10 protein-coding genes are annotated in these 12971 nt (G+C 71.2%); 9 read left to right on the top strand and 1 reads right to left on the bottom strand.

Annotated features, from left to right (window positions below; all coding sequences use genetic code 11):
- Nucleotides 1–58: 58 nt before the first annotated feature.
- Both ACZK5D_RS05540 and aspS read left to right on the top strand, forming a co-directional pair.
- Nucleotides 59–2449, top strand: a complete 2391-nt coding sequence (locus ACZK5D_RS05540) for a beta-galactosidase (protein ID WP_463664576.1) — start codon at nucleotides 59–61, stop codon at nucleotides 2447–2449.
- 154 nt (nucleotides 2450–2603) lie between these two features.
- Complete coding sequence (gene aspS, locus ACZK5D_RS05535) at nucleotides 2604–4400, top strand: aspartate--tRNA ligase (protein ID WP_458993928.1); 1797 nt, start codon at nucleotides 2604–2606, stop codon at nucleotides 4398–4400.
- Between the two features lie 201 nt (nucleotides 4401–4601).
- Here the strand turns inward: aspS and ACZK5D_RS05530 are convergent, their stop codons facing one another.
- Complete coding sequence (locus ACZK5D_RS05530; RefSeq protein ID WP_458993929.1) at nucleotides 4602–5831, bottom strand: multidrug effflux MFS transporter; 1230 nt, start codon at nucleotides 5829–5831, stop codon at nucleotides 4602–4604.
- A 74-nt stretch (nucleotides 5832–5905) separates the two neighbouring features.
- Between ACZK5D_RS05530 and ACZK5D_RS05525 the strand changes: the two genes are divergently transcribed.
- Genes ACZK5D_RS05525 through ACZK5D_RS05495 form a run of 7 tightly spaced genes read left to right on the top strand, consistent with a single transcriptional unit; the run spans nucleotide 5906 to nucleotide 12966 of the window.
- The gene (locus ACZK5D_RS05525) at nucleotides 5906–7315 is read left to right on the top strand and encodes a replication-associated recombination protein A (RefSeq protein WP_463664575.1); all 1410 of its coding nucleotides are present in this window, start codon (nucleotides 5906–5908) and stop codon (nucleotides 7313–7315) included.
- Nucleotides 7312–7686, top strand: coding sequence for a DUF948 domain-containing protein (locus tag ACZK5D_RS05520; RefSeq protein ID WP_458993931.1), 375 nt, complete (start codon nucleotides 7312–7314; stop codon nucleotides 7684–7686). The genes ACZK5D_RS05525 and ACZK5D_RS05520 overlap by 4 nt, the downstream gene beginning before the upstream one ends.
- Complete coding sequence (locus ACZK5D_RS05515; RefSeq protein WP_463664574.1) at nucleotides 7683–7916, top strand: hypothetical protein; 234 nt, start codon at nucleotides 7683–7685, stop codon at nucleotides 7914–7916. The genes ACZK5D_RS05520 and ACZK5D_RS05515 overlap by 4 nt, the downstream gene beginning before the upstream one ends.
- A gap of 20 nt (nucleotides 7917–7936) precedes the next feature.
- The gene (gene alaS, locus ACZK5D_RS05510; protein WP_463664573.1) at nucleotides 7937–10588 is read left to right on the top strand and encodes an alanine--tRNA ligase; all 2652 of its coding nucleotides are present in this window, start codon (nucleotides 7937–7939) and stop codon (nucleotides 10586–10588) included.
- Complete coding sequence (ruvX, locus tag ACZK5D_RS05505; RefSeq protein WP_463664572.1) at nucleotides 10581–11042, top strand: Holliday junction resolvase RuvX; 462 nt, start codon at nucleotides 10581–10583, stop codon at nucleotides 11040–11042. Before alaS ends, ruvX begins: the two co-directional genes overlap by 8 nt.
- A complete protein-coding gene (mltG, locus tag ACZK5D_RS05500; protein ID WP_458993935.1) occupies nucleotides 11039–12154 on the top strand; it encodes an endolytic transglycosylase MltG in 1116 nt (371 codons plus the stop codon). Before ruvX ends, mltG begins: the two co-directional genes overlap by 4 nt.
- Nucleotides 12148–12966 carry a shikimate dehydrogenase family protein gene (locus tag ACZK5D_RS05495; protein WP_463664571.1) on the top strand — a complete coding sequence of 273 codons (819 nt, stop codon included), beginning with the start codon at nucleotides 12148–12150 and terminating at the stop codon, nucleotides 12964–12966. The genes mltG and ACZK5D_RS05495 overlap by 7 nt, the downstream gene beginning before the upstream one ends.
- Nucleotides 12967–12971 lie beyond the last annotated feature (5 nt).

The following is a 12971-nucleotide window of genomic DNA, read 5'->3' as shown; positions in this document are numbered from 1 at the left end:
GGTCGGGGCCGTCTAGATTCTCCAGGTCGCCGCTCGCGGATCTGCCTGAAGGAGAGACATGGCCATCGACCATCGACGGGATCGCCGCCTCCGGCTGAGGGCGCCCGGCCACCCTCGACGGGGACACCTGGCCCTGGGTGAGCCGGACACGGCACCCGATCGGATCGAGGTGACGAGCCGCTCCCTCGAACGCGCCGGGAAGCCGTGGTTCCCGGTGACCGGCGAGATCCACTTCTCACGCATCCCGCGCGACCGGTGGCCGGAGGTGCTCGGGCATGCCAGGGCTGGCGGCCTCGACTCCGTGGCGACCTACGTGTTCTGGCAGGCCCACGAGCCCACCGCGGGATCGTTCCGCTGGGACGGCGACCTGGACCTGCGCGCCTTCGTCGAGCTGGCGCGGGACTTCGGTCTCGACGTCATCGTCCGGATGGGACCCTGGGCGCACGGCGAGGCCCGCCACGGGGGCTTCCCGGACTGGCTCATCGAGTTGGGGCTGGACACCCGGACCAACGACCCGGCCTACCTGGAGCTGGTCCGGCGGCTCTACGCGGAGATCATCGCCCAGCTCGCCGGCCTCACCCACGCCGACGGCGGTCCCGTCGTCGGCGTCCAGATGGACAACGAGCTGTACGACCAGCCGCAGCACCTGGCCGCGCTGCGCGGCATCGCTGAGGGCCTCGGGCTGAACGTCCCGATCTGGACGGCCACCGGATGGGGTGGCGCGCAGGTGCCCGAGACTCTGCTGCCCGTCTACAGCGCCTACTCGGAGGGGTTCTGGGAGGACACCGATGTGGAGTGGCCCGCTAACGCATCGTTCCACTTCCGCTATACGGAGGTCCGCGACGACCTGAGCGTCGGGAAGGATCTCCGGGAGGCCCTGGACGGCATCACACTCGGGCCCGACGAGGTCGCCCTCAAGGACGACGACGCACTGCCCTTCGCCACGTGCGAGCTGGGCGGCGGCATGCACGTCGCGTACCACCGTCGTCCGCTCGTGAGCGCCGAGGACGTGGCCAACCTGGCACTGGCGAAGATCGGCGGCGGATCGATCTGGCAGGGCTACTACATGTACGCCGGCGGCACGATGCGCGTCGGCGGGCACGGGACCGAGCAGGAGTCCCAGGCCACCGGCTACCCCAACGACGTCCCGTCCCGCACCTACGACTTCTTCGCCCCCATCGGGGAGTTCGGCCAGATCCGTGGGCATCACCACAGACTGCGCCGGCAGCACCTGTGGCTGCAGCTCGACGGCGCGGCCGTCGCGGCCATGACCACCACCGTCGGAGGCGGCAGCGAGGACCCGGGGGAGCTGCGGTGGTCGGTGCGCTCCGACGGCCGGCGCGGCTATCTGTTCCTCACCACCTACCAGCCGCCGAAGCGCCCCATCGCGGCCCAGCCCGGAGTGTCGCTCACCCTCGACTTCGAGGACGCGACCATCACCGTGCCCTCCGCCCCGGTGGACCTTCCCGAGGGGATCTCCGTCGCCTGGCCGCTGCGCTACCCGTTGACCGACGACCTCGTGCTGCGCAGCGCCACCGCGTCGATCCTCAGCCGTGGCACGGACGAGGTGGGCGACGTGGTGGTCCTGTCCGCCACCCCCGGCATCGACGTCGAACTGGTCCTCGAGGGAGAGGTCGAGGTCGGGGGACCCGCCACCGCGGAGGTCGTCGATGGGGCCACTGTCGTGCGGCTCACCGGCCTGCCCGGCCCGGCGTGCGTCGTCGAGTTGCCGGGGGTCCGCGTCGTCATCCTCGACGACGGCCACGCCGATCAGCTGTACCGACTCCGCTTCGCCGGGGCCGACCGTCTTGTCCTGTCCGACGCACCCGTCTACGTCACGGGCGACGCGCTCATCGCACACACCGACCAGCGCCACGCGACGATCGGGTTCCTGCCGGCACCCGTTGGGCTGACCGCCGACGGAGCCCTACTCGGGCCGGCCGCCGCTGCGGGGCCGTGGGAGTTCGTCAGACTCTCGGTTCCCGGCGCAGGATCCGTGCGACTGCTGGACGACCTCGCACCGGTTGCCCCCGCACCACCGGCACCCCGGACGGGCGGCCCACTGGGGCGGCTCTCCGCACCCACCGACTTCTCAGGGGCGGCGAGCGTGCAGGTGGAGGTGCCCTCGGAGGCCTTCGACGACACCGACCGGGTGCTCGTCCGGGTGACCTGGACCGGCGACGTCGGAAGGGCCGTCCTCGGCGGCGAGGTCATCAGTGACCACTTCTGGCACGGCCGCGTCTGGGACATCGACGTGACGCCCCACCGCGACACGCTCCGCACCCGGCCGCTGGAACTCCAACTGCTGCCGTGGCGGAAGGAGACCGGGGTATGGGTCGACCCGAGCGTCCGTGAGGTGCCAGACGGCATCTCGATCAGCGGCATCGACGCGGTCCGCGTGGCCCGCGTCGCGCTCACCACCAGGGAGGATCCCCGCACACCCCGGTGAGCCGGCCGTCGCCCGACAGCGGCGGCCGGTGCCACCCAGAGGCTGCCCGAGCCGCCCGCCGACCCGCCGGTCGCGCGCTTCCAGCCCTGACGGCCGAGCCGTTACGATGTCGGGGCGAGCTGCACCGTCTATGCAGCCGAACGAGAGGAATACTGTGATCCGCACCCACGACGCCGGCGCCCTGCGCGCCGAGCACGCAGGCAACCAGGTCGTCCTAGCCGGGTGGGTGGCCAAGCGCCGCGACCACGGCGGCCTCGCCTTCATCGACCTGCGCGACGCCTCGGGCCGAGTCCAGGTGGTCATCCGCGACGAGCTGCTCGAGGCCACCGGCGCCCACGACCTCCGCAACGAGTACTGCATCAAGGTCACCGGCGTCGTCGAGGTCCGGCCCGAGGGCAACGAGAACCCGGACCTGCCCACCGGTCAGATCGAGGTCGCGATCACCGAGCTCGAGGTGCTCAACACCTCCGCGCCGCTGCCGTTCCAGATCGACGAGCGGGTCACCGTCGGTGAGGAGGCCCGCCTGCGCTACCGCTACCTCGACCTCCGCCGCCCGGCGCCCGGCGCCGCCATCCGCCTCCGCTCCGACGTGAACAAGGCCGCCCGGAAGGTGCTGGGGGAGCGCGACTTCGTCGAGATCGAGACGCCCACGCTGACACGGTCCACACCGGAGGGCGCCCGCGACTTCATCGTCCCGGCCCGCCTGTCCCCGGGCTCCTGGTACGCGCTGCCGCAGTCGCCGCAGCTGTTCAAGCAGCTGCTCATGGTGGCGGGCATGGAGCGCTACTACCAGATCGCACGCTGCTACCGCGACGAGGACTTCCGCGCCGACCGGCAGCCCGAGTTCACCCAGCTCGACATCGAGATGAGCTTCGTGGACCAGGACGACGTGATCGAACTGGGCGAGGCGCTGGTCAAGGAGATCTGGGCGCTGATCGGGGCAGACCTCCCCACGCCCTTCCCGAGGATCACCTACCTCGACTCCATGGACCGGTACGGCTCCGACAAGCCCGACCTGCGCTTCGACCTGGAGCTGACCGAGCTCACCGGGTACTTCTCCGAGACGACCTTCCGCGTGTTCCAGGCGCCGTACGTCGGCGCCATCGTGATGCCCGGCGGCGGCTCGCAGCCCCGCCGCACCTTCGACGCGTGGCAGGAATGGGCCAAGCAGCGCGGCGCGAAGGGGCTGGCCTACGTCACCCTCGACGAGAACGGCGTGCTGGGCGGCCCCGTCGCCAAGAACCTCTCGGACGCGGAACGCGACGGCCTGGCGGAGATCACCGGCGCCAAGCCGGGGGACTGCATCTTCTTCGCCGCCGGCGCCCGCGCGGCCTCACAGGCCCTCCTCGGCGCCGCGCGCAACGAGATCGGCGAGCGCTGCGGCCTGATCGACGAGGACGCGTGGAGCTTCCTGTGGGTGGTCGACGCTCCGCTGTTCAAGCCCACCTCGGACGCCAAGGCCGAGGGTGACGTCGCGGTGGGTGAGGGCGCATGGACGGCCGTGCACCACGCGTTCACCTCGCCCAAGCCCGAGCACCTGGACACGTTCGACACCGCCCCGGGCGAGGCGCTGGCCTACGCCTACGACATCGTGTGCAACGGCAACGAGATCGGCGGGGGGTCCATCCGAATCCATCGCCGCGACGTGCAGGAGCGCGTGTTCAAGGTGATGGGCATCGGCGCGGAGGAGGCGCAGGAGAAGTTCGGCTTCCTGCTGGACGCCTTCCAGTTCGGCGCCCCGCCGCACGGCGGCATCGCGTTCGGCTGGGACCGGATCGTGGCGCTGCTCAGCAGGTCCGACTCGATCCGCGACGTCATCGCGTTCCCCAAGAGCGGCGGCGGGTTCGACCCGCTGACCCAGGCGCCCGCGCCCATCTCCGTGCAGCAGCGCAGGGAGGCCGGCGTGGACGCCAAGCCCGAGGCGAAGAAGGACGCCCCCTCCGCCTCCTGACCAGCCACTCGCCCCCGTCGGTCCGTCCGGCGGGGGGCGAGTTGAGCCTGACACGGCTTTCGTTGCGGGCGGTTGAGCCTGACACGGCTCTCATTGTGAGCGGTTGAGCCTGAATCGAGGGTCACCCGCTCGACGGCGGGAGTTGAACGTTCCAAGCCGGACGAGGTCGATTTCAGGCTCAACGCCTTCCCGACGGGCGGGTTAACCGCCAGCGAGCACGTTCGGGATGCTGCGCGGGCGCAGCACCAGCCACAGGGCCGCGGCAGACAGGGAGGCGCTGGTCAGGATCGCGACCCCCATGGGAACGGCGCTGGTCATCGGCACCAGGCCGATGAGGGGGCCCACCGTGGAGCCCACGATCTGGGTGGTGGCACCCATGAGCGAGGCCGCCGTGCCCGAGTGCTGGCGGTGGTTGTGCAGCAGGAGGATCTGCCCGCACGGCGCCGAGAGGCCGAAGCCGAAGGTGAGCAGCCACAGCGCAGGCACGAGCGGGACGAAGCCCACGTCGGCGGCGTCGACGATCAGGACCGACACGCCGGAGAGCACCATGAGGCTGGTCGCCAGCGCGAGGACCCACTGCGGGCCCCAGCGCTGCGCCAGTCGGCTGCCCAGCTGGACGCCGACGAAGACCCCGAACGAACAGATCGCGAACACGGTGCCGAATCCCTGCGGCGACAGTCCGTAGACCTCCTGGAGCAGCACCGACGAACTGGCCACATAGGAGAACAGGGCCCCGAACGCGAAGGCGGCCACGAGAATGGCGCCGAGCGACATGCGGTCGGTGAACACCGCACGGAAGGCCCGCCCGACGGGCTTCAGCCCGCCCCTGGTCCGCTCCGACGGGGGCCGCGTCTCGACCGTCATCACCACGATGAGCGCGATGACGACGGAGCCGTAGGCAGCCAGGCCCCAGAACACGCCGCGCCAGTCCATGAAGCCCACCATCCATGAGCCGATGATCGGGGCGACGATGGGCGCGAGGCCCGAGATGAGCGCCAGCCGCGACAGCATCACCACGAGGGGACGGCCGCTGAAGAGATCGCGTGCCATGGCCATGGCCACCACAGCGCCGCCGGCCGCGCCGACGCCCTGCAGCAGCCGCATGGCCGTGAGGAACTCGATGGTGGGGGAGACCGCGACCAGGACCGACGACACCACGTGCAGGATCGAGCAGGCGATCAGCGGCAGCCGGCGCCCCAGCCGGTCGCTGAGGGGGCCGACGAGCAGCTGGCCCGTGGCGAAGCCGAGGGTGGTGGCCGACAGCGTGAGCTGGACCTGCGCGTCGGAGATCCCGAGGTCCGACTTGAGCGCCGGGAAGGCCGGGAGATAGAGGTCGATGGTGAACGGGCCGAGGCCCGTCAGCATGCCGAGGGTGACGATGATTGCGATGCGACGACGTCTGGAGAATGTGTTGCCGAGGTGGGAAGCCACAACTGACCATCCTAGGATGGTTTGGGATTCAAACAAACTCGGGGCCCGCGAGCGGGAGCACTAGAGTGGAACCGATGAGCTTCGACCTGTTCGGCAATCCCGACCCGGCACCCCCCACCCGCGGCGGCTCGCTCAGCGACTCCACGAACCCCCAGGCCCCGCTCGCGGTGCGGCTGCGGCCCCGGACGCTGGACGAGATCGTCGGGCAGCAGCACCTCCTCGCCGCAGGCTCCCCGCTGCGCCGCCTCGCCGACGGGCAGCCCATGTCGGTGTTCCTGTGGGGGCCGCCCGGGGTGGGCAAGACCACCATCGCCTCCGTAGTGTCCCAGGCCACCAACCGCCGCTTCGTCGAGCTGTCCGCGGTCACCGCGGGGGTGAAGGAGGTCCGGGCCGAGCTGGAGACCGCGCGCCGCGAGCTGGCACGGGGGCATGCCACCGTCCTGTTCGTCGACGAGGTGCACCGCTTCTCCAAGGCCCAGCAGGACGTCCTGCTGCCGGCGGTGGAGAACAGGCTGGTCACGCTCATCGCCGCCACCACGGAGAACCCGTCGTTCTCGGTCATCTCACCGCTGCTGTCGCGCTCGCTGCTGCTGCGCCTGAAACCGCTCACCACCGAGGATCTCGTCGCGCTGGTCGAGCGCGCCCTGACCGACGAGCGCGGCCTGCGTCGCGCGTCCGGGGAACCGTTCGAGCTGTCGGGGGACGCCCGCGACCTCATCATCCGACTCTCGGGCGGCGACGCCCGGCGTGCCCTGACGTACCTGGAGGAGTCGGCGGCCTCCGCCCAGGCCCTCGGTGTCGCGGTGATCGACCAGGCGGCCGTCGAGTCCTCGGCGGACCGGGCCGCCGTGCGCTACGACCGCGACGGTGACCAGCACTACGACATCATCTCCGCGTTCATCAAGTCCGTCCGCGGGTCCGACGTCGACGCGGCGCTGCACTACCTGGCGCGCATGCTGGAGGCGGGCGAGGACCCGCGCTTCATCGCGCGGCGGCTCATGATCTCGGCGTCCGAGGACATCGGCATGGCGGCGAGCGGGGTCCTGCAGACCTGCGTCGCGGCGGCCCAGGCGGTCCAGCTGCTGGGCATGCCCGAGGCGCGGATCACCCTGGCCCACGCCACCGTCGCCGCGGCCACCGCGCCGAAGTCCAACGCGTCCTACCTGGCCCTTGACGCGGCGGTCGCCGATGTGCGCGGCGGCAAGGGGGGCCTGGTCCCGCCGCACCTCCGCGACGCCCACTACGCCGGCGCCGAGAAGCTGGGCCACGGCACGGGCTACCGCTACCCGCACGACTTCCCGCACGGGGTGGTGGCCCAGACCTACCTCCCGGAGGACCTGGAGGGCGCGCGGTATTACGTGCCCACCGACCACGGCCAGGAGGCCGCCATCGCCGAACGCGTCACGCTGCTGAGGGGGCTTCTGGCGGGGGAGCCGTCGGCTAGAGTTACGCCGTCCGCAGATCCAAGGAGGACAGGACCATGACCGTTGGAGACATCGCCGGGCTCATCGCCGCGATCGCGCTGTGCGTGCTGGTGGCGTTGCTCGCCGTGCCCCTGCTCAAGCTCAGCCGCGTGCTGGACGAGGTCAGGCTCACCGTGCGGGACGTTGGCCATAACTCCGTGCCCATCCTGCAGGAGCTGAAGAGCACCGTCGTGGCCACCAACGAGGAGCTGGCCAAGCTGAGCCTGGTCACCGACGACGTGAGCAAGGCCTCCGGGCACGCCACGGTGGTCACCGAGAACGCGGCGCAGATGTCGACCCTGTTCGCCGCGACGCTGGGCGGGCCCCTGGTCAAGACCGCGGCCTTCACCTACGGCGTCCGCAAGGCCTTCCAGGGACGGAAGAAGAAGTGAAGGGCCTGTTCTGGATCCTCGTCGGCGCCGGGCTGGCGGTCTTCCTCATGATGCGCGGCAAGGAGCTGCTCCACCGGCTGACCCCGCGCGGCGTGCAGGAGCAGGTCGCCGAGAAGGGGCACGAGGCCGCCGCGAGCTACGGAGACTTCATGGGCACCTTCCGCACCGCCATGGCCCAGCGCGAGGCCGAGCTCCGGCACGAGCTCAACATTCCCGCGACCACCCACTGACCACCTGAGGGACACAACTCATGAAGACCTCCGAGATCCGGAGCCGATTCGTCGACTTCTTCGCCGCGAACGACCACACCGTCGTGCCCAGCGCCTCACTGCTGTACAACGACCCCACGCTGCTGTTCGTCAACGCCGGCATGGTGCCTTTCAAGCCGTACTTCCTCGGCGACGAGCCCGCCCCGTTCAAGCGGGCGGTCTCCTCGCAGAAGTGCGTCCGCACACTGGACATCGACGAGGTGGGCAAGACCACCCGCCACGGCACGTTCTTCCAGATGCTCGGCAACTTCGCGTTCGGTGACTACTTCAAGGAGGGCGCCATCACCTACGCCTGGGACCTGGTCACCGGGTCCGAGGCGGACGGCGGCTGGGGCTTCGACGGGGACAAGGTGTGGGTCACCGCGCTCCACGGGGACCAGGAGACCATCGACCTGTGGCAGAAGGCCGGCATCCCGCGAGACCGGATCCAGGAGCGTGGGCTGAAGGACAACTACTGGCACATGGGGGTCCCCGGCCCCGGCGGGCCCTGCTCTGAGATCTACATCGACCGTGGCCCGGCCTTCGGCGCCGACGGCGGCCCCGAGGCGGACGAGGACCGGTTCCTCGAGATCTGGAACCTGGTGTTCCAGCAGGAGGAGCTGTCCGCCGTCCGCGCCAAGGACGACTTCGACGTCCTGCGGCCCCTTCCCAGCCAGAACATCGACACCGGTTCCGGCCTGGAGCGTGTCGCCCTGCTCAAGCAGGGCGTGGCCAACATGTACGAGATCGACGAGGTGTTCCCCGTCATCGCGAAGGCCTCGGAGCTGTCCGGCCGGCGCTACGGCGCCGATCCGGTGGACGACGTGCGGTTCCGCGTGGTCGCGGACCACGTGCGCTCGTCGCTGATGCTCATGACCGACGGCGTCACGCCCGGCAACGAGGCCCGCGGCTACGTGCTGCGCCGCCTGCTGCGGCGCGTCATCCGCTCGATGCGCCTCCTGGGCGTGGGGGACCCGGTGCTCGGCGAGCTCCTCCCCGTGTCCAGGGACCTCATGCGCGTGTCCTACCCCGAGATCGACGACAACTGGGCGCGCGTGTCACAGGCGGCCGGCGCGGAGGAGGAGTCCTTCCGCCGCACCCTGCAGGCCGGCACCGTGATGTTCGACATGGCCGTCGGCGAGGCGAAGAGCCACGAGGCGCCGACGCTGGCCGGGGCGCAGGCCTTCCAGCTGCACGACACCTACGGGTTCCCGATCGACCTGACCATGGAGATGGCGGCCGAGCAGGGCCTCACCGTGGACCGGGCCAAGTTCGACGAGCTCATGAAGGAGCAGAAGGAGCGCGCCCGGGCCGACGCGAAGGCCAAGAAGGGCGCCGCCGCGTCGATGGAGGCCTACCGCGAGCTCCGCGACAGCGGGGAGGTGCCCTTCCTCGGCTACACGGATCTCGACGTGTCCACCCGGATCCGCGGCATCATCGCCGGCGGCGTCACGGCGGATCGTGCGCTCGACGGCAGCACCGTGGAGATCGTGCTCGAGGAGACGCCCTTCTACGCCGAGGCCGGAGGCCAGGACTCGGACCGGGGCATCATCGTCGGCGAGGGCTTCACCCTCGAAGTGCTGGACGTGCAGAAGCCGGTCCCTGGGCTCACCGTGCACCGGGTGGAGGTCTTCGGCGAGCTTGCCCTGGGCGCGTCGGCAGACGCCCGCGTGGACGCGGCGGCCCGCCACGGCGCCAGCCAGGCCCACACCGCCACCCACATCGTCCACGCGGCGCTGCGCGAGCTCGTCGGTCCCACGGCCACCCAGGCCGGGTCCTACAACAAGCCGGGCTACATGCGCTTCGACTTCGCGTCGCCCCAGGCGCTGTCCGGGCAGCTGAAGGCCGAGGTGGAGGCCCGCGCCAACCAGGCCATTGCGGACAACTTCGAGGTGACGGCGCAGCAGATGCCGCTGGAGCGGGCCAAGGCGCTCGGCGCGATGGCGATGTTCGGCGAGAAGTACCCGCCGGTGGTGCGGATGGTGGAGTTGGCCGGCCCCTGGTCGCGCGAGCTGTGCGGCGGCACCCACGTCGCCACCACCGCGCAGATCGGGATGCTCAACCTGCTCACCGAGGCGTCCATCGGCTCCGGGGTGCGCCGCGTGGAGGCGCTCGTGGCGCACGACGCGTTCGCCAGGTTCGCGGCGGAGCGGGCGCTGGTCTCGGAGCTGACCGACACCCTGCGGGTGCAGCCGGACCAGCTCGTGGGCCGCGTCGAGCGGCTCGTGGCCCAGCTCAAGGAGGCCGAGAAGCAGATCGCGGCGCTCAACGCGGAACGGCTCCTGGCCTCCGCTGCGGCCATGGCCGCGAAGGCGGAGGACGTCGCCGGTGTGAACTTCCTGGGCCTCGAGGTGCCCGGTGTGGCCGGCGCGGACCTGCGCACGCTCGCGCTTGACCTGCGGGAGCGGCTCGGCTCTGCCGCGGCGGTGGTCGCGCTCGTCGGCGGGGGCGAGAAGCCCAGCGCCATCGTCGCCACCAACAACGCCGCACGTGGCCTCGCGCTCCGCGCGGGGCAGCTCATCGGGCTCGCCTGCGCCGAGCTGGGCGGCAAGGGCGGAGGCAAGGACGACCTCGCGCAGGGCGGCGGCACGGACCCGTCAGGCGCGCCTTCGGCCCTCGCCGCGGTCCGTCGGGCGCTGGAGACGCGTGCCTGACGGCGCCAGGATCGGCATCGACTGGGGAAAGGCCCGGATCGGGGTCGCGGCCAGCAACCGGCGCACCAGCTTCGCCTTCCCCGTCGAGACCGTGCACGCGGGTCGCGACGAGCTGACCCGCCTCGCCGCGCTGATCGACGAGTACGCACCTGAGCTGATCTACGTGGGGCTGCCGCTCACGCTCGCCGGCGAACGGGCGCAGGCCGCCGCGTTCGTCCTGGAGCGGGCCGCCGCGCTCGCGGCGGCGGTGGCGCCCGTCCCCGTGCGCCTGGTCGACGAGCGGATGAGTACCGCGTCGGCATCACGTAGTCTGGGCAGCGCGGGCCGCCGGGCCAGGCAGCAGCGCAGTGTGATCGATCAGGCCGCGGCCGTCGAGATCCTGCAGCGCGCCATCGACGCGGAGAGCCGCGACGGATCACCGGCCGGGGAACCCGCACCGAAGGAGGAACCGTGAGCCCTGGGCTGATCGACAACGACAGCAAGCTCGACTGGCGCAAGGTGGGCTACTACGGGCGCAGCGCGTTCGCGGTGCTGCTCTCGCTGGCCGTCCTGGTGGGGGGCGGCTGGTTCGTCTACTCCAAGGTCAACGAGGCCTACATCGCCTGGCGCACCGAGGACGACTATCTCGGCGAGGGCACCGATCCTGTCCAGGTGGTCATCCCCAGTGGGGCGACCATCACTCAGATCGGGGACCTGCTCGTCGAGGCGGAGGTGGTGAAGTCCACCCGCACCTTCCGGCAGGTGGCCCAGCGCAGCGGCGAGTCGGACAAGCTTCAGGCCGGTCGGTTCAACCTGAAGAAGCAGCTCCCGGCCGAGACCGCGTTCGCCATGCTGCTCGATCCGAGCAACCAGGAGCGCCTCCTGGTCACCTTCCCGGAGGGCACGACGGCGGCCGAGCAGGCCGCGATCATCACCGCCAAGCTGGAGATCCCCGCCGCCGACGTGGCGGCCGGTGCCGCCGACACCAGCATCTTCGCGCTGCCCGCGTACGCGGGAGGGAAGCTGGAGGGCTTCCTCTTCCCCTCGACCTATGCCGTCGCGGAGCCGCCCAAGGCGTCGAGCATCTTCGCCACCCAGATCAAGCAGTTCGGCGTCGTCGCCGAGGAGATCTCGTTGGAGGGGCGTGCGGCGGAGATGTCGGTGGCCCCCCTCGACGTGGTGACCATCGCCTCGATCATCGCCAGCGAGGTCAGCAACCCCGACGACCAGCCGAAGGTCGCGGCGGTGATCTACAACCGCCTCGAGCAGGACATGCTGCTGCAGATGGACTCCACGGTCCACTTCGCGGTCGGCAAATCCGGCGGGGTGACCACCACGGCCGAGGACCGCCTGGTGGATTCCCCGTACAACACCTATCTCTACAAGGGCGTCCCGCCGGGCCCGATCAGCAACCCCGGCAAGACGGCGTTGGAGGCGGCGCTGTCGCCGGCCGACATCGCGGCGCTGTACTTCGTCACCGTCGACCTCGACTCGGGCGAGACCCGGTTCGCCGACACGCTGGAGGAGCACAACGCCAACGTGGCGCTCTTCCAGGCGTGGTGCCAGGCCAACACCGGCCGATGCTGAGGCGCTCGGGCGTCGTCGGGGACCCGGCCGGGCATTCGCTGTCCCCGGCCATCCACCGCGCCGGCTACGCCGCCAACGGTCTGGACTGGGCCTACGAGGCCTACACCGTCGCCCCGGCGGAGCTGGAGGGCTTCGTCGCGGAACGCGTCGACGACCCCGCGTGGGCCGGGCTGAGCGTCACCGCCCCCCACAAGGAGGCCGTGCTGGCCTTCGGAGAGGCCGACGAGCCCACCCGCCTCCTCGGCGCCGGCAACACCCTCGTGTTCGGCGCAGACGGCGCGCGCGTCTTCAACACCGACGTCCCGGGCTTCGTGCGTGCCTGGCGGGCGCACGGCCTGGCCGCACCGCGCACCGCGGCGATCCTCGGCAACGGCGCAACCGCACGCTCGATACTCCTGGCCCTCGCCGGCCTGGGGGTGACTGATGTGACGGTGCTCGCCCGCCGGCCCGAGCGTGCCGCCGCGATCATGGACCTCGCCAAGGTCCTCGGGGTGCGCGCGGAGGTGCGGGGCCTCGCGGACGGCGTCGACGAGGTGGATCTGGTGGCCAACACCATCCCCGCCGCCGCCACCGCCCCGCACGCGACGGCTCTCGCGGGCGCCGCCCGGGTGGTGTTCGACGCCGTCTACGACCCGTGGCCCACCCCGCTGGGGGAGGCCGCCGCTGCCGCCGGCCGCGCGTCCCTCAACGGCCTGGACCTCCTCGCCGGCCAGGCCGTTGACCAGTTCTTCCTCCTGACCGGTGCGGGCGTCACGTTCGACGCGTGCCGGTCGGCAGCTGAGCAGGAACTGAGGCGCCGCGCGGGTCTCTGACACAA

It is taken from the genome of Tessaracoccus yangjingae, assembly GCF_055326235.1.
This window is presented reverse-complemented; position numbering and strand designations above follow the sequence as displayed.